Annotated in this window: 14 protein-coding genes; 4 read left to right on the top strand and 10 right to left on the bottom strand. The window is 68.4% G+C overall.

From position 1 onward, the window contains the following. On the top strand, positions 1-1,113 hold a 1,113-nt coding region (locus BN948_RS13355), incomplete at its 5' end, for an ATP-binding protein (RefSeq protein ID WP_238327237.1). A gap of 27 nt (positions 1,114-1,140) precedes the next feature. On the opposite strand, the gene BN948_RS13350 is transcribed toward BN948_RS13355, so the two are convergent. The 7 genes from BN948_RS13350 to BN948_RS13320 all read right to left on the bottom strand — a co-directional run bounded on the left by BN948_RS13350 (position 1,141) and on the right by BN948_RS13320 (position 8,387). Next, the gene (locus tag BN948_RS13350; RefSeq protein WP_009515530.1) at positions 1,141-2,103 is read right to left on the bottom strand and encodes a Bug family tripartite tricarboxylate transporter substrate binding protein; all 963 of its coding nucleotides are present in this window, start codon (positions 2,101-2,103) and stop codon (positions 1,141-1,143) included. Positions 2,104-2,194: 91 nt separating this feature from the next. Beyond that, the gene (locus BN948_RS13345) at positions 2,195-3,505 is read right to left on the bottom strand and encodes a TRAP transporter large permease (protein ID WP_035622043.1); all 1,311 of its coding nucleotides are present in this window, start codon (positions 3,503-3,505) and stop codon (positions 2,195-2,197) included. Continuing rightward, positions 3,505-4,023 (bottom strand): TRAP transporter small permease, encoded by a 519-nt coding sequence (locus BN948_RS13340; protein WP_035622041.1) that lies wholly within the window; start codon positions 4,021-4,023, stop codon positions 3,505-3,507. The genes BN948_RS13345 and BN948_RS13340 overlap by 1 nt, the downstream gene beginning before the upstream one ends. Before the next feature lie 118 nt (positions 4,024-4,141). Further along, positions 4,142-5,179 (bottom strand): TRAP transporter substrate-binding protein, encoded by a 1,038-nt coding sequence (locus BN948_RS13335; protein ID WP_009515537.1) that lies wholly within the window; start codon positions 5,177-5,179, stop codon positions 4,142-4,144. A 338-nt stretch (positions 5,180-5,517) separates the two neighbouring features. After that, entirely contained in the window at positions 5,518-6,516 is a 999-nt protein-coding gene (locus tag BN948_RS13330) for a PDR/VanB family oxidoreductase (protein ID WP_009515539.1), read from the bottom strand. 7 nt (positions 6,517-6,523) lie between these two features. Continuing rightward, a complete protein-coding gene (locus BN948_RS13325; protein ID WP_009515540.1) occupies positions 6,524-7,282 on the bottom strand; it encodes a GntR family transcriptional regulator in 759 nt (252 codons plus the stop codon). Between the two features lie 4 nt (positions 7,283-7,286). Next, a complete protein-coding gene (locus tag BN948_RS13320; protein WP_009515542.1) occupies positions 7,287-8,387 on the bottom strand; it encodes an aromatic ring-hydroxylating dioxygenase subunit alpha in 1,101 nt (366 codons plus the stop codon). 163 nt (positions 8,388-8,550) lie between these two features. Here BN948_RS13320 and BN948_RS13315 point away from each other — a divergent pair, with 163 nt between their 5' ends. Continuing rightward, on the top strand, positions 8,551-9,672 hold the full coding sequence (locus BN948_RS13315) for a 5-methyltetrahydropteroyltriglutamate--homocysteine S-methyltransferase (RefSeq protein ID WP_009515544.1): 1,122 nt from the start codon (positions 8,551-8,553) through the stop codon (positions 9,670-9,672). Positions 9,673-9,782: 110 nt separating this feature from the next. Here the strand turns inward: BN948_RS13315 and BN948_RS13310 are convergent, their stop codons facing one another. Further along, a complete protein-coding gene (locus BN948_RS13310) occupies positions 9,783-10,820 on the bottom strand; it encodes a TRAP transporter substrate-binding protein (RefSeq protein WP_009515546.1) in 1,038 nt (345 codons plus the stop codon). A 182-nt stretch (positions 10,821-11,002) separates the two neighbouring features. On the opposite strand from BN948_RS13310, the gene BN948_RS13305 reads away from it, so the two are divergent. Next, on the top strand, positions 11,003-11,605 hold the full coding sequence (locus tag BN948_RS13305; RefSeq protein WP_009515548.1) for a 2-hydroxychromene-2-carboxylate isomerase: 603 nt from the start codon (positions 11,003-11,005) through the stop codon (positions 11,603-11,605). An 87-nt stretch (positions 11,606-11,692) separates the two neighbouring features. Next, positions 11,693-13,147, top strand: a complete 1,455-nt coding sequence (locus tag BN948_RS13300; protein WP_148663162.1) for a hypothetical protein — start codon at positions 11,693-11,695, stop codon at positions 13,145-13,147. 6 nt (positions 13,148-13,153) lie between these two features. Here BN948_RS13300 and BN948_RS13295 read toward each other — a convergent pair whose 3' ends face one another. Continuing rightward, positions 13,154-15,004, bottom strand: coding sequence for an AMP-binding protein (locus BN948_RS13295; protein ID WP_009515552.1), 1,851 nt, complete (start codon positions 15,002-15,004; stop codon positions 13,154-13,156). Beyond that, positions 15,001-15,864 (bottom strand): 4-hydroxyphenyl-beta-ketoacyl-CoA hydrolase, encoded by an 864-nt coding sequence (locus BN948_RS13290; protein WP_009515554.1) that lies wholly within the window; start codon positions 15,862-15,864, stop codon positions 15,001-15,003. Before BN948_RS13290 ends, BN948_RS13295 begins: the two co-directional genes overlap by 4 nt. Positions 15,865-15,885 lie beyond the last annotated feature (21 nt).

Here is a 15,885-nt window from a genome sequence, read left to right as displayed (position 1 = left end):
CGGTCTACCCAGACCACCCCCGCGCCAGTGCTAGCTTTGCGTACCGTCACTTATTGCACTGAAAACGAGGAGACCCCGTTCCTCACCACCATCCAGAGCCTGAGCCGCGCGCCACCGCCCCTGCCCAGCGAGCCCTTCACACCCATCGTGCAGCGCATGCGCGCCTCGCTCGACGGCCTGATGCGGCTGCTGGACATGCTGCTCGGCGCCTCGCTGCGGGACGCCGGACACCAGATGCTCACGCCGCGGTCCCTGGCGCTGCAACCGGCGTTCGATGCACTGGTGTCGGAGTTCGCGCCCCTGGCCGCCGAAAAAGGTCTGGTGCTGCACGTGGTACCCAGCCGCGCCTGGGTGCTTGGCGACCCCACGGTGCTGCACCGCGTGCTGGCCAACCTGGTGAGCAACGCCATCCGCTACACCGAGCGCGGACGCGTGGTGCTGGGCGCGCGTGCCCGTGGCGCCGACCTCGAGCTGCAGGTCTGGGACACGGGCATCGGCATCGCCCCCGAACAGCTCGACACCATCTTCCAGGCGTTCTACCGAGGCGAGACGCCGCGCGCGGTGCCAGGCGACCGCGCCGAGGGCCTGGGCCTGTCCATCGTGCGGCGCGCGGCCGCCGACATCGGCGCCCGGCTCGATGTGCGGTCCACGCCGGGACGCGGCTCGATGTTCTCGGTGCGCCTGCCGCGTGGCAAACCGCAGGGACAGGAGCGTCCAGGCGAGACCGCCGCGCAGGCGCCCGGCGACTCGGGCCGCCACATCCTGCTCATCGAGGACGACGAGCAGGTGCTGCTGGCCACCGCCAGCCTGCTCGAGTCATGGGGCCATCAGGTGATCAATGCGCGCAGCGCCACCGAGGCGCTGCTCTTGTTCGAGGCCGATCCCCGGCACATCGATGCGCTGATCTGCGACTACATGCTCGACCCGTCCATGGACGGGCTGGCGCTGCTGCTGCGCCTGCGCGCCCAGCACCCCGGCCCGCTGCCGGTGTGCATGATCACCGGCGACATGTCGGCCGAGCGCATCGAACAGGCGAAGCGGCACGGCTTCACGCTGTTGCACAAGCCCGTGGGCGCGGCGAGCCTGCAGCGCTTCCTGCAAGGCCTGGACTGAGGTGGCGCCCCGCCCCCGGGGCGGCTTTCACTGCTTCGGAATGCCGGCGCGCTCGATCACCGCGCTCCAGCGCTTGATGTCGTTCACCAGCAGCGCCGACGTCTGCTCGGGCGTGGACGCGCGCGGGTCGATGTTGAGTTCGCGCAGCTTCTTCTGCACCTCGGCATTGGCCACGGCGGCGGCGATCTCGCGCTGCAGCCGGTCGATCACCGGGCGCGGCGTCTTCGCGGGCGCGGCGATGGCGTTCCACGACGAGGCCACGAAGCCCGTCACGCCCGCTTCGGCGGCCGTGGGCACGTCGGGCAGCACCACCGAGCGCTTCTCGCCCGCCACGGCCAGGGCACGAAGCGCACCGCCGCGGATCTGCGTCAGCACCGGCGAGAGGATTTCCACGCCCACGTCCACCTGCCGCCCGCGCAGGGCGCCAATGAGGTTGGGTGTGCCGTTAAAGGGCACGGTCTGCGCGTCGATGCCGGCGCTGCTCTTGAACAGCTCGGCCGCCAGGTGCTGGGTGCTGCCGACGTTGATGCTGCCGATGTTGAGCTTGCCCGGGTTCGCTTTGGCCCAGGCCAGCAGCTCGGCGAAGGTCTTGAAGGGCGCCTCGGGGTGCGCCACCACGGCGATGTCGAAGAAGCCCAGGGTGGAGACGGGCGCGAAGTCCTTCACCGTGTCGAACGGCAACGACTTGAACAGCCCGGCCGTGACGGCCGTGCCGTTGGACATGAGGAACAGCGTGTGCCCGTCGGGCTCGGCGCGCGCTACCGTGTCGGCCGCCACCACGCCGCCCGCGCCGGGGCGGTTCTCGATCACCACCGGCCGGCCGAGCTGCTCACCCAGTTGCGCCGCGACGATGCGCGCCGTGAGATCGCCCACGCCGCCCGCTGCGAAGGGCACGACCAGCCGCAGGTTCTTAGACGGAAAGGTTTGTGCCAGCCCAACTGGCAGCGCGCCCAGGGCCAGCGCGCCCAGCAAGAGCTGGCGGCGCGCCATCCAGAGATGCCGCGGTACCGGCTTTGCCGGGCCGCAGGCATCGCCCCCTTGAGTGGGTCGCGCGAAGCGCGGCGGGGGTGGTCTCATCTCGCTACAACACGAATGTGACGATCACCGGGAACGCCACCAGGATGGCGGTGCGCACGAAGTCGCTCAGCACGAAGGGCAGCACGCCACGGTAGGTGGCCAGGATGGGCACGTCCTTGGCCATGCTGTTGATGACGAAGAGGTTCATGCCCACGGGCGGCGTGATCAGGCCCACCTCGACCACGATCAGCACCAGGATGCCGAACCAGATGGCGAAGTGCTCGGGCGACATGCCGAAGTCCAGCGCCGTCACCACCGGGAAGAACACCGGAATGGTCAGCAGGATCATGGACAGCGAGTCCATGAAGCAGCCCAGGATGACGTAGATGACCAGGATGGCGATGAGCACGACCGTCGGGCTCAGGCCCGAACCGGCCACCATCGTTGCGGCCTCTTGCGGCAGTTGCGACAGGGCCAGGAAGGTGTTGTAGACACCCGCGCCGAGCACGATCATGAAGATCATGCCGGTGGCCACGGCGGTGCCCAGCACGGCGCCGGCCAGGGTCTTGCGGTTCAGGCCGCCGGCCGCCCAGGCCGCCACGCCGGTGCCGAAGGCGCCCACGGCCGCGCCCTCGGTGGGCGTGAAGATGCCGAGGTAGATGCCGCCAACCACCACCAGGAAGATGGTGAGCACGGGCCAGACCTTGATGGTGGCCTTCCAGCGCTCGGCCATGGGCACGGGCGGCATGGTGCCCATTTCCTTCGGGCGAACGCGCGCGTAGATGGCGATGACGATGACGTAGCCGATGGCCGCCAGCACGCCCGGCACGAAGGCGGCCAGGAACAGCTTGGCGATGTTCTGCTCGGTGAGGATGGCGTAGATCACCAGCACCACCGAGGGCGGGATCAGGATGCCCAGCGTGCCGCCGGCGGCCAGCGTGGCGGTGGAAATGCCGCCCGCGTAGCCCGCGCGCTTGAGTTCGGGCAGGGCCACCTGGCCCATGGTGGCCGCGGTCGCCAGCGAGGAACCGCAGATGGCGCCGAAGCCGGCGCAGGCGCCCACGGCCGCCATCGCCACGCCGCCCTTGCGGTGGCCGATCCAGGCCTCGGCCGCCTTGAACAGCGCGCGCGACAGCCCGCCGAGCGCGGCGAACTGCCCCATCAACAGGAACAGCGGAATGACCGAGAGGTTGTAGTTGGAGAAGGTGCTATAGGTCAGCTGCTTCATCTGGTTGAGGATCGGGTCGGCGGTGCCGTAGATCAACCAGGCGCCCACGAGGCCGCAGACCAGCATGGCGAGCCCGATGGGCACGCGCACGAAGATGAGCAGCAACAGGATGGGGAAGGACCAGGCGGCGAGTTCGATACCGGACATCAGTGCGCTCCCGCTTCGGTGGTCCAGCCCTCGGGCTCCTTGCCCAGGCCAAACATCGTGGCCGTCTTGGCGATGTAGGCGAGGCAACCGATCACCGCGCCCACCAGGCAGGCCGCGTAGGCCCACCAGATCGGCATCTGCAGGATGAAGGTGGTCTCGAAGTACTCCTTCTTCTCGACCATGCCCTCGTAGAGCTTCCAGGTGAGCATCAGCCACACGATCAGCATGACCACGTCGGACACCAGCACGATGCCCTTCTGCGCCCACGTGGGCAGGTGCATGTAGAGCAGGTCCACCGTGGCGTGACCACCCTTGAGGTAGGTCCAGGGCAGGAAGAAGAACACGGCGATGGCGGTGCCGACCTCGACGAGTTCGAAGTCGCCGGGCACGGGGCCCAGGCCGAGGTTGAGCATGGCGCGGCCGCTCACGCTGGCCACGATCATCAGCGTGAGGGCCACGAGGGCCAGCCCGCCGATGATGGCCGCCCATTGGGACAGCCGGTAGACGAATGCAATCATGCGAATGCCTTTCTGCGAGAGAAACTGAGACGGGCGATTATCCAACATCGGACAAGCACACCCCTCAACAAAAAGGCCGCCCTCTCTCGAGGACGGCCGTCGGCCCCCCTGGGCCGGATCACTTGCTGTGCTTGGCGATCAATGCGCGGGCCTCAGCGGCCAGCTTCGCACCGTCGATGTTCTTGCCCTTGACTTCATTGACCCAGTCGGTCTCCACCGCCGCGGCGGTGCGCCGCCAGCGTTGCGTTTCCTGCACGTCCAGCGCCACGATGTTGTTGCCCGCCTTCTCGGCAATGGCGCGCCCGGCCTTGTCGCCATCGTCCATGGCGCGGCCGAACATGGCGGCGGTCTCGACGCCCGAGTTCTTGTCGATGATGGCCTTCAGGTCGGCCGGCAGCTTCTCGTAAGCGGCCTTGTTCATGGAGAAGGCGAAGGTCTGGGTGTACAGGCCTTCCTTGCCGGCGAAGGTGGTGTGGTTCTTCACCAGTTCGCTCACCTTCAGCGCGGGCGTCACTTCCCAGGGAATGGTGGTGCCGTCGATGACGCCCTTGGACAGCGCCTCGGTGACGGCCGGCACCGGCATGCCCACGGGCGTGGCGCCCAGCTTGGTGAGCATGTTGTTGATGATGCGCGAGCCGCCGCGGATCTTCATGCCGCGCAGGCTTTCCAGGCCGGTGACGGGCGCCTTGGTGTGAAAGAGGCCCGGCCCGTGGGTGTGCACGGCGATGAGCTTGACGTCCTTGAACTCGTCGGCGGCGAACTTCTCGACGTATTCCTGGATGGCGCGCGAGGAGGCCTCGGCGCTGCCGCTCATGAAAGGCAGTTCGAAGACTTCCGTCTTGGGGAAGCGGCCGGGGGTGTAGCCCAGCACCGTCCAGGTGAAGTCGACGACGCCGTCCCTGGCCTGATCGAACAGTTGCGGCGGCGCGCCGCCCAGTTGCATGGCGTGGAAAAGCTGCACCTTGATGCGGCCACCCGATTCGGCTTCCACCTTCTGCGCCCAGGGCGTGAGGGCACGCGCCGGGATGGTGGCCTGCGGCGGCAGCATCTGGTGCAGCCGCAGCGTGACCGTCTGCGCCATGGCGTTGCCCGCCATCGTGGCCGCGGCCACCGCGCCCAGCACCGCCATCGCGGTGCGTCGCTTCAAGAGTTTCATCGATGTCTCCGATCGGGTTGTGCCCGGCCCTCTTGTTCGGGGGTGCTCATTGGCACGGGCGTGTGACGGGAACTGAACACCCACACTGTGCATGCGGCTTTGGCCAGCAGCCAGTCCGATGGCGGACTTTCAGCTATGCCGTTATGTTATGAAACCAGTGACAACCCTCGGAAGGTGTGAGTGAGCCCGGCGTGACCGAGCAGACCGCCCAAAGGCGCCCAATCAAGGCGCAAAGCGCAGCCGTAGCTCGGGCTACGGCGAGCATTTGCAACGCCGAGTGGGCGCCTTTGGGCGGGATGAGCGGTCATGACGGGCTCACTCACACCTTCCCGGGTTTGTCACCGGGCCAAGGCCTCGGTCTCGGGGCGCCAGGCGCTGTCCAGGGTGATGCGCCCCACCACGCGCGAGACGCAGGCGCAGATGCGCTGGTTGCCCTGCTTCTCGTGCTCGCTCAGGAACACGTCGCGGTGGTCGATTTCGCCCTCGACGGACAGCACATCCATGGCGCACAGGCCGCATTCGCCACGTTTGCAGTCGCTCATCACCTCGATGCCGGCGGCCTCCAGTGCGTCGAGCAGGGATTCACCGGCGGACACCGTCAGCGATGCCCCATGCCGGGGCACGGCCACGGCGAAGGCCTGCGTGGGCCGCTGCCCGCCGCTGCCGAAGGTTTCGAAGCGCAGGCCGCTGGCGGGGCGGCCTGCCTGCGCCCACAGCGCCCGGGCCGCCCCGAGCAGGCCGGTGGGCCCGCACACGTAGCACGGCGCACCGGCCGGCAGCGCGGCAATCTCGCCCGCCAGATCCAGCCGTTCGCCCTGCCCCGACACCGCCAGCACCAGGCCATCGCCCAGGGTGTCGCGCAGGCGCTGCGCGTAGGCCAGTTCGTCGGCGTTGCGCGCGGCGTAGAGCAGGCGCACCGCGCGGCCGCGCCGCGCCAGGGCCTGGGCCATGGACACCATCGGCGTGATGCCGATGCCGCCGGCCACGAGCAGGCTCGTGGGCGCGTCGATCTCGAGCGGGAAGTGGTTCTGCGGCGCGCTCACCGACAGGGTGTCGCCCTCGGCCAGCGACCACATCGCCAGCGAGCCGCCACGCCCCTGGTCGAGGCGCTTGACGGCGATGCGGTAGGCGCCGGGCGTGTCGGCCGGCTGGCCCACGAGCGAGTAGGAGCGGGTCTGCTCACGGCCCGCCACCGGCACACGCACCTGCAGGTGCGCGCCCGGCGGCCAGGCGATGGCCGCGCCGTCCAGCGGCTGCAGCAGGAACTCGCGCACGGTGGGGGTGAGGTCGCGCAGCGCGGCCACGCGCGCGGTCTGCCAGAGCGGGTTGCTTTTCATGATGGGATCAACGTCGGCGGATGAGCCTGAGGGCGGGAGCGTGGACGGCGCTGTCGGCATGGCCGGCGAGCACGGCGCGCAGGTTGCGCTGGGCCAGGCGCGAGTGCTCGCGCAGGATGGCCTCGGCGCGCGCGCCCTCGCGGCGTTCGATGGCGTCGAGCACCTGGCGGTGCTGGTCCTGCGCCACCACGAGCATGTCGCGCGCCTCGCGCGAGCCGGCCTCGGCCAGCACGAAGCCCGAGGGCGAGGCGAAGGGCAGCGCGCACACGCGCTCCAGTTGCCGCTCCACCGTGGGGCTGTCGGCCATTTCGGCCAGCAACTCGTGCAGGCGGCTGTTGAGCGCCACGTAGTCGGAGAAGGCCTCGGCGTCCAGCGTGGGCGCGGCCAGCACGGCGTCGATGCGTTCGAGCACGCCGCGCGCTTCGGTGAGCACGGCGGCCGGCGCACCGCGCTCGGCGGCCAGGCGCGCCAGCAGGCCTTCCAGCGTGCCGCGCAGCTCGATCGCGTCGGCAATGTCGCGCTCGGTGAAGGTCTGCACCACGTGGCCGCCACCGGGCAAGGCGCGCAGCAGGCCTTCCTGCTCCAGGCGCTGCAGCGCGGCGCGCACCGGTGTGCGCGACACACCCAGGCGCTCGACGATGTTGAGTTCGGCGATGCGCGAGCCGCCGGGGAGTTCACCGGAGAGGATGAGCTCGCGCAACTGCAGCAGGGCGCGGACCTGGGCGCTCTCGGGGGCAGCGTCGGCCATGGCGTTGTGGGTGGCCATGGTGTCAGCCCGCGCGGCGGATGGGAATGACGCTGGAGCCAGCGCCCGGCGTGCCGCGTTCCGCCTCCACCATGCGGTCAATGAGCCGCCTCGCCCACATCGCGCCCGCGTCGATGTTGAGGTTGTAGAACCGGTGGTCCGGGTGTTCCTCGATGGCCTTCTGCTGCGCCTCGAGCACCAGCTCGTCCTCGCGGAAGATGCCGGCAACGCCCTCGCGCAACTGGTGCGTCAGGCGCTGCTCGCCCAGGCAGTAGTTGCGCGCGAAGGCCCAGAAGTAGAGGCAGGTGTTGTCCGTCTCCGGCGTGATGGTGTTGAGCACCATGCCGTTGACGCCGTGGCTGCGGTCGCCTCCATCGCGGGGAAGCGCGCCCGTGCCGGTGGGCGCCACGCCCACGTCGATGGCCACTGTGCACGGCGCCTCGAACCGGATGATCTGCCAGCGGTCCACCGGCCCCGTGTAGCCGCGCGCTTGCCGGATCTGCCCGGCCCAGAACGGCGGTGCCTCGATGTTCTCCATCCAGCGCGTGACGGTGGCGGTGCGCTCGCCGTGCGTGGCCACGAAAGGCGCCTCGGCCACCGCGCGGTTGCCGATGCTGCTGCCGTGCACGAAGGTCTCGTGCGTCAGGTCCATCAGGTTGTCCACCACCAGGCGGTAGTCGCACTTCACGCGGATCATCTTGCCGTCGCCCGCCCACTCGGGGTCGTGGTTCCAGTGCAGGTCGGGAATGAGCGCTTCGTCCGCCAGCGCCGGGTCGCCCGGCCAGATCCAGACGAAGCGGTGCTTCTCCGCCACCGGGAAGCGCCGCACGCAGGCCGCCGGGTTGATGGTTTCCTGGCTGGGCATGTGGGTGCAGCGGCCTTCGGCGTTGTAGACCAGGCCGTGGTAGCCGCAGACCACCTCATCGCCCTCCAGCCGGCCCAGGGACAAGGGCAGCAGGCGGTGCCAGCAGGCGTCCTCCAGCGCGGCCAGTCGGCCATCGGTCTGGCGGTACAGCACCAGCTTCTGGTTGCAGACCGTGCGCGCCAGCAGGCTGCGGCCCACCTCCACGTCGTAGGCGGCGGCGTACCAGGCGTTCAGCGGAAAGTGGTTGGGCGCGGTGTTCATGGATACGCAATGTATACATAAACCGAATTTTTCCCAATGAAATCCTTCAAGTGCAGTCGGATTCGGCGATTCATGTATTCAATGAATTCAGGTGTGTTGCCATCCGGCGGGGCTTCGGCTACCGTCGGCGCCGTCCATTTCCCAACCCTCCGGAGACAAGAACATGAGCCTCAATCCCCCCTTCCGCGCCGACCACGTCGGCAGCTTCCTGCGCCCCGCCTACCTGCTGCAGGCGCGCGAGCAGAAGGCCAAGGGCGAGATCACGGCCGCGCAACTGCGCGACGTCGAAGACCGCGCGATCACCGAGATCGTGAAGTTCCAGGCCGACGTGGGCCTGCAGTCCATCACCGACGGGGAGTTCCGCCGCACCTACTTCCACATCGACTTCCTGGAACAACTCGGCGGCGTGAAGACCGACATCCCGGTCACCATCAGGAAACCCGATGGCACCGAAGAGCTGGCCCCACCGGTGATCCGCGTGATCGACAAGGTGCGCCACGCGAAGAACATCCAGCTCGCCGACTTCCAGTACCTGCAGGCGCAGGTGAAGGCGCTGGGCCAGCCAGGCCTCACGCCCAAGGTGACCATCCCCTCCCCCACCATGCTGCACTTTCGCGGCGGGCGCGCGGGCATCAGCAAGGACGCCTACCCCGAGCTGGACCCGGTGTTCTACGACGACGTGGCCCAGGCCTACGCGGACGAGCTGCAGAGCCTGGCCGACGCCGGCTGCACCTACGTGCAGATGGACGACACGAACATGGCCTACCTGTGCGACGAGAAGATGCGCGAGGCCGCCCGCCAGCGCGGCGATGACCCCAATGAACTGCCGCACCGCTACGCCGCCTTCATCAACAAGGTGGTGGCGAAGAAGCCGAAGGGCATGACCCTGGCCATGCACCTGTGCCGCGGCAACTTCAAGAGCACGCACGCCGCTGCCGGCAACTACGAGCCCGTGGCCGAGGCCCTGCTCACCGAGATGAACCTCGACGCCTACTTCATGGAGTACGACGACGACCGCTCGGGCGACTTCCGTCCGCTGCGCTTCCTCAAGCCCGGCAAGACCGTGGTGCTGGGCCTGGTGACCACCAAGTTCGGCCAGCTCGAAAGCAAGGACGACCTCAAGCGCCGCATCGACGAGGCCGCCAAGTACGCGCCGCTGGAGCAGTTGTGCCTGTCGCCGCAGTGCGGGTTCTCCAGCACCGTGCACGGCAACAACATCGCGGTGGAGGACCAGCGGAAGAAGCTCGCTCTGGTGGTGGAAACCGCGCGCGAGGTCTGGAAGTAAAGAAGGCGGCCGAGTGGCCGCCTTCCTTCGAGGGCGCCGCGGAACCGGCTTTGCCGGGCCGCAGGCGCCGTCCCCCTCTCAGGGGGAAGCGCCGTCAGGCGCGCAGGGGGTTACTTGTATTTCGCCAGCAGTGCGCGGGCTTCGGCGACGAGCTTCGCGCCGTCGATCTTCTTGCCCTGCACTTCCTTCACCCAGTCGGCCTCCACCGCGGCGGCGGTGGTCTTCCAGCGCTGGGTCTCGGCGGCGTCCAGCGTGACGATGCTGTTGCCCGCCTTCTGCGCCACCGCCAGGCCGTCCTTGTCGCCCTCGTCCATCGCGCGGCCGAACAAGGCCGCCGTCTCGACGCCCGAGTTCTTGTCGATGATGGCCTTCAGGTCGGCCGGCAGCTTGTTGTAGCTCCCGCGATTCATCACCAGCGCGAAGGTCTGGGTGAACAGGCCCGTGGGGCCGGAGAAGCTGGTGTGGTGCTTCACCAGCTCGGCGATCTTGAGCGAGGGTGTCACTTCCCAGGGGATGGTGGTGGCGTCGATGACGCCCTTGGACAGCGCCTCCGTCACCGCCGGCACCGGCATGCCCACCGGCGCGGCGCCCAGCTTGGCCAACAGGTTGTTGATGATGCGCGAGCCGCCGCGCACCTTCAGGCCGCGCAGGCTGTCCAGGCCGGTGATGGCCGACTTGCTGTGGAACAGGCCTGGGCCGTGCGTGTGCGCGGCCAGCAGGTGCACCTGGCGGAATTCGTCGGCGGCGTGCTTCTGCACGTACTCGTGGAAGGCGCGCGAAGCGGGCTCGGCCTTGCCGCTCATGAAGGGCAGCTCGAACACTTCCGACTTGTTGAAGCGGCCCGGGGTGTAGCCGAGCACGGTCCACACGATGTCGGCCACGCCGTCGCGGGCCTGGTCGAACAGCTGCGGCGGCGAGCCGCCCATGGACATGGAGTGGAACTGCTGCACCTTGATGCGGCCACCCGATTCGCTTTCGATCTTCTGCGCCCAGGGCGCGATGGCGCGCGCCGGGATGGTGGCCTGCGGCGGCAGGAACTGGTGCAGGCGCAGGGTGACGGTGGGCTGGGCCAGGGCCTTGCCGGCGAGGGAGGTGGCGCCCAATGCAGCGGCGGCCACGATCGCGCTGCGGCGACGGATGAGGGTCATGGAGAGGATCCTGTCGAGAAAGGGGTCAGGTGCGGCACCCAACGAGGCGGGTGCGCCAGGACATGTGCCACGTCAGACACAAGCGCCACCACTGTGCCGCACAGGCGCGGGGCGGCGCCAGCCCCTTTCCCCACTTCCTGCTATCGCGTTTTGGCATGAAACCAAGGGGCCGATGCGGCATCATGCTCGCCACCATGACCGAGCCCCTGCACTGCCACCTGGACTTCATCTCCCCCTACGGCTACTTCGCCTCGCTGCGCATCGAGGCCATCGCCGCGCGCCACGGCCGCGTGGTGGCCTGGCACCCCATGCTGCTGGGTGTGGCGGTGATGAAGGTGATGGGCTTGAAGCCCCTGATGGACACGCCGCTGAAGGGCGACTACGTGGAGCGCGACGTGCGCCGCTACGCGCGCGAACACGCCGTGCCCATGAAACGCCAGCCGCGCGACGCGGTGATGAACCCGCTGGCCTGCGGGCGCGCCCTGGCCTGGGCCAACCGGCACGCACCCCAGCGCGCGGGCGAGGTGGTGCACGCGATCTACGGCGCGTACTGGGGCGAGGGGCTGGACCTGTCCACGCCAGCGTCGCTCGAGCCGGTGGTGGGCGAGACGATCGCCCGCGCGGCCGGCGGCGAGGAAGCGGCGGCGCTGTTGCGCGCCGAGGTCGACGCCTCGCTGGCGCAAGGTGTATTCGGCTCGCCCACGGTCATCGTGGACGGCGAGGCTTTCTGGGGGGTGGACAAGCTGGAGCAGGTGGAGCGCTGGCTGGAACGCGGCGGTTGGTGAGTGATCCGGGCGCGCGAACGGTCCCCAAGGGTGAGAACTCCGGTGCTGAGTCCGTTACCTACCGGCCCCTTCACCCGCAAATCCACCATGGCCGTTCGAACCAGCACCGCATCTCCCTCCACATCGCGCACCTCGTCCACAGCGCCGGGCCCTCGGCCCAAGCCCAATACACCTTGTATCCCGAACTCAACGCTTGGCGGGCTCACCGACATCCCGACACCCGGCACACGGCCGGACAAGACCACAGGCAGCGAGTTGGAGAAGCAGATCTTCGGCAAGCAAAGCGATCGTCCGAAAAAATCGGACATTCCGTTGGCCCCGTCCACTGGCTACCGGGACCCACGCCCGACACCACGTCCGAAGAACAATGGTCGCGATCGTGAGGCGCACGCCCGCCATGTTCGCCGCCAGCTGGGTATCCCGGAGCACGCCACCAGCCAAGCGGTCTACAAGAGCACCACCATGAGGCAGTTGCAAGCCTGGGCCAATGGCCTGGCCCAAGCCGCCACGCAATACCTCTGGCCCGAGCCTCCCGGTCCGGCGGCGCAAGGTGTGGTCGTGTTCGACCACGACTTCGGCAACGACGGCCTGAACCCGCCAGGCCACACGCGAGGCAGCCTGCTGAACGCGCTGAAGAAGATCTATCCCGTGGATGTGATCCATTTCGTGGCGCTGGACCCGGCCTGCGAATACCCTTTCCCACGCAACCTGGCCGGCAACGCGCCAGACGGCGTCATGCTGCTGGCCGACGACCCGAACGACGAGCCTCGGCGCTGGGACTGCGCCCGGGAGGCACTGATCGAAGGCTTCAAGCAGCTGAACGTTCCGTATCGGGTCGTTCCGTTCAACATCAATTTCGCCGACGTGACATGGGAAGGAGAAGCCATCTTCTTCGTGAACGGCGAAAAGCAGCAGGGCTTGCTGTTCATCAGCAACGCCCATGACCTCCAACACTACGAGCAGATCCGCCAAGCCTTCGGTGCCCCACCCTACACCGTGTACGCCAACACCAACAAAGACCAGCGCACGATGCCGAGGACCCCTGCTGGCCAGCCCGGCTGCTACGACGCCGACCTGGGACGCTCGGCCGTGATGACCGACGCGAAGAACGAACGCTCAACCGTCGCGATTCATGAACCCTGCTTCGATGATGGCGCTGCCTTGAATCTCCAACCCGACGGTCGATCCCTGCACAAGACCCGCACCCTGTCGGAAATGATGGACTACCTCGGCATCGGCGTGGTCTCAGTCGATGAGAACGATCACCTGCGGATGGTCCCCAACCTCATCGTCTCGTCATACGAGCCCGACAAAGTGTTGTTGCCCGATCCGGACACCAGCAAGACGATGCGACACCAGCTGCGCACCAAGGCGGGCCGGATGCCGGTATTCGGCGAAGAACTGCTGGGGCATCCGGGCGTCACCGAACCGCCTTTCGCGACTCACTGCACGACGCTGGAGCTACCGAAAGCACCCCGCACAACGAGCGAGACACTCCAGCTGGAGAACGATCCGGCGCCGCGAGACAAGCGCGAACTCTGATCCCGCTCAGAGCGCGGCAACCGGCTCAAACACCACCTGTGTGGGCACGGCGATGGCCGCGAGCGCGGCCTTCAGCTCATCTGCCAGTGCCGCATCGGCTGGGCCATCAAACCGCACCGTGGCGCGCTGGCGCCCGCCCTCCTCCACCGCGTCCACCCGCACCGCCCGATCCGGCGCCAGTTCACGCGCCAGGTCGGCCAACTTCAACTCGATCGCGCGCAGCCGCAGCTCGGGCTTGAACACCTTGCCGATGGCGGTGAGCGGCAGGGCCTCGACGACCACCACGCGCTTGGGCACGGCGGGCCTTTCGTACACCTGCGGCGTCACCTCGCGCAGCAGTGCCTCGGCCTGCACGGCCGCGCCCGCGCGCAGCACCACGAAGGCCGCCGGCACCTCGCCCGCGTAGGCGTCGGGCTCGGCCACCACGGCGCATTGCGCCACGGCCGGGTGCGCGAGGAAAGCGTCTTCCACCAGCCCGGGGTCGATGTTGTGCGAGCCGCGGATGATCACGTCCTTGGCGCGGCCGGTGAGGTGCACGCGGCCTTCGCCGTCGAGGTGGCCGAGGTCGCCCGAGACGATCCAGCCCCGCTCGAACATGCCCGCATTGCGCTTCGCATCGAGGTAGCCCGGGCTCATGTGCGGGCCGCGCAGCACCACCACGCCGGTCTCGCCGGCGGCGCAGCGTTCATCGAGCTTCGCCTCACCGTCGCGCCAGGGCACCGCGTGCACCTCGGTGAAAGGAAGACGCCAACCGGCCGAGCCCGCCACGCGCGGCGCGAGCAAGGGCTCGATGCTGACCAGCCCCGCGCACTCCGTCATGCCCAGGATGTTGCGCACGGGAATGCCGGTGCCGGCCTCGAAGCGCTGCGCGAGTTCGGTGGGCAGCGGTGAGCCGCCCGTATAGGCCGCGCGGATGCGCGAGATGTCGGCGTCGATGGGCACGGCGAGCAGGCTGGCCAGCACGGTGGGTACGCAGGCCAGGTGCGTCACGCCTTCGCGTTCGCAGAAGCGCCAGTAGCGCTGCACGAAGGCGGTGTTGCGCATGCCGCTGAGCGTGGGCAGCACCTGTCGCGCACCGATGGCCAGCAGCGCCAGACCATAGACGAAAGCGCCGGCCACGTGGAACAGCGGAAAGCCGTTCACCTCCACGCTGTGTTCGTCGCAGTCGTAGAAGGCGTGCGCAAACCAGGCGGTGTGCGCCTCGTTGCCGGCGGTGTGCTGCGCAAGCTTGGGCGCGCCGGTGGTGCCGCCGGTGTGGAACAGCGCGACCACGCGCTCGGGGTTCAGGTCGGGCGCAAATGTCAAGGCGTCGGGCTGCGCGGCCATCAGGTCCTGCAGCGAGGCCAGACCCGGCACGGGCTCGTCTACCTTCATCGGCACCAGCGCACAGGGGTGCAAGGCCTGCACCTTCAGCGCCGTGGGCCAGACGGCGAGTTCGGCGTTCGGCCCCAGCGCGACCAGCACCTTGGCGTTCGCGGCCTGCATGAGCGAGGCGATGTGGTCCGGTTGCAGCAGCGTGTTGATGGGGCACACGCGGCCCGCGAGCTGCGCGCCCCACAGCGCGGCGTGCGCCTCGGGCGTGTTGGGTACGAGCAGGGCCACGCTGTCCTCGGGCCCGATGCCCAGCGCGCGAAAGGCGTTGGCCGCACGGTGCACCATCGCCAACAGCTCGCGGTAGCTCACGCGGCGCGGCTCGCGCGCCAGATCGGCGTCGTGCAGGAAGGTGAAGGCCTCGCGATCGGGGAAGCGCTCGGCGGCGGCGCGGATCAGGCCGTAGGGCGTGCGGTGCGGCGCCACCTCGGCGAGCGGGCGACGCTCCAGGGCCTCGATGTCGGCGAGCGAGCTGAAGGCCTTCATGCGAGTCCGAGCAGGCGAACCGCATTGCCCTTGAGGATGCCGGGCATCACCTCCGGCTTGAACCCCGCGACCTCGAAGTCCTTCATCCAGCGCTCGGGCGTGATGAGCGGGTAGTCGCTGCCGAAGAGGACGCGGTCTTTCAGCAGGGTGTTGGCGTACTGCACGAGCTGCTTGGGAAAGTACTTCGGGCTCCAGCCGCTGAGGTCGATCCACACGTTCGGCTTGTGCGTGGCCACGCTGAGCGCTTCGTCCTGCCAGGGAAAGCTGGGGTGGGCCATGACGATCTGCATGTCGGGGAAGTCGATGGCGACGTCGTCGAGGTGGATGGGGTTGCTGTACTCCAGCCGCAGCCCGCCGCCACAGCGCATGCCGCTGCCGATGCCGCTGTGGCCGGTGTGGAAGATGGTGGGCATCTTGTGCGCGTTGATCACCTCGTAGATCGGCCAGGCCATCTTGTCGTAGGGGTGGTAGCCCTGCACGGTGGGGTGGAACTTGAAGCCCTTGACGCCCTCTTCCTTGATCAGGCGCTCGGCCTCGCGAGCGCCCATCTTGCCCTTGTGCGGGTCGATGCTGGCGAAGGCGATCATCATGTCGCTGTTCTCTCGCGCGGCCTGGGCGATCTCTTCGTTGGGGATGCGGCGGCGACCCAGTTTCGACTCGCTGTCCACGGTGAACATCACCAGGCCGATCTTGCGTTCGCGGTAGTAGGCGATGGTCTCGGCGATGGTGGGGCGGCGGTTGCTGCCGAAGTACTTGTCGGCCGCGCGGTCGTATTCCTCGCCGTAGTTGTCGAAGGGGTTCCAGCAACTCACCTCGGCGTGGGTGTGGATGTCAATGGCGATGAGATCGTTGTGGTTCATGGATGGGTCTCCTGGGTACGG

It is taken from the genome of Hydrogenophaga intermedia (genome assembly GCF_000723405.1).
Taxonomy (GTDB): domain Bacteria; phylum Pseudomonadota; class Gammaproteobacteria; order Burkholderiales; family Burkholderiaceae_C; genus Hydrogenophaga; species Hydrogenophaga intermedia.
Note: the sequence above shows the minus strand (reverse complement) of the source record. Positions and strands in the feature narration are given on the sequence as shown.

Coding starts and splice junctions, on each gene's coding strand:
- BN948_RS13315 (WP_009515544.1), top strand. CDS start 8,551: ATGAGCCTCAATCCCCCCTTCCGCGCCGACCACGTCGGCAGCTTCCTG.
- BN948_RS13310 (WP_009515546.1), bottom strand. CDS start 10,820: ATGACCCTCATCCGTCGCCGCAGCGCGATCGTGGCCGCCGCTGCATTG.
- BN948_RS13335 (WP_009515537.1), bottom strand. CDS start 5,179: ATGAAACTCTTGAAGCGACGCACCGCGATGGCGGTGCTGGGCGCGGTG.
- BN948_RS13295 (WP_009515552.1), bottom strand. CDS start 15,004: ATGAAGGCCTTCAGCTCGCTCGCCGACATCGAGGCCCTGGAGCGTCGC.
- BN948_RS13340 (WP_035622041.1), bottom strand. CDS start 4,023: ATGATTGCATTCGTCTACCGGCTGTCCCAATGGGCGGCCATCATCGGC.
- BN948_RS13290 (WP_009515554.1), bottom strand. CDS start 15,864: ATGAACCACAACGATCTCATCGCCATTGACATCCACACCCACGCCGAG.
- BN948_RS13325 (WP_009515540.1), bottom strand. CDS start 7,282: ATGGCCACCCACAACGCCATGGCCGACGCTGCCCCCGAGAGCGCCCAG.
- BN948_RS13330 (WP_009515539.1), bottom strand. CDS start 6,516: ATGAAAAGCAACCCGCTCTGGCAGACCGCGCGCGTGGCCGCGCTGCGC.
- BN948_RS13305 (WP_009515548.1), top strand. CDS start 11,003: ATGCTCGCCACCATGACCGAGCCCCTGCACTGCCACCTGGACTTCATC.
- BN948_RS13345 (WP_035622043.1), bottom strand. CDS start 3,505: ATGTCCGGTATCGAACTCGCCGCCTGGTCCTTCCCCATCCTGTTGCTG.
- BN948_RS13320 (WP_009515542.1), bottom strand. CDS start 8,387: ATGAACACCGCGCCCAACCACTTTCCGCTGAACGCCTGGTACGCCGCC.
- BN948_RS13300 (WP_148663162.1), top strand. CDS start 11,693: ATGGCCGTTCGAACCAGCACCGCATCTCCCTCCACATCGCGCACCTCG.
- BN948_RS13350 (WP_009515530.1), bottom strand. CDS start 2,103: ATGGCGCGCCGCCAGCTCTTGCTGGGCGCGCTGGCCCTGGGCGCGCTG.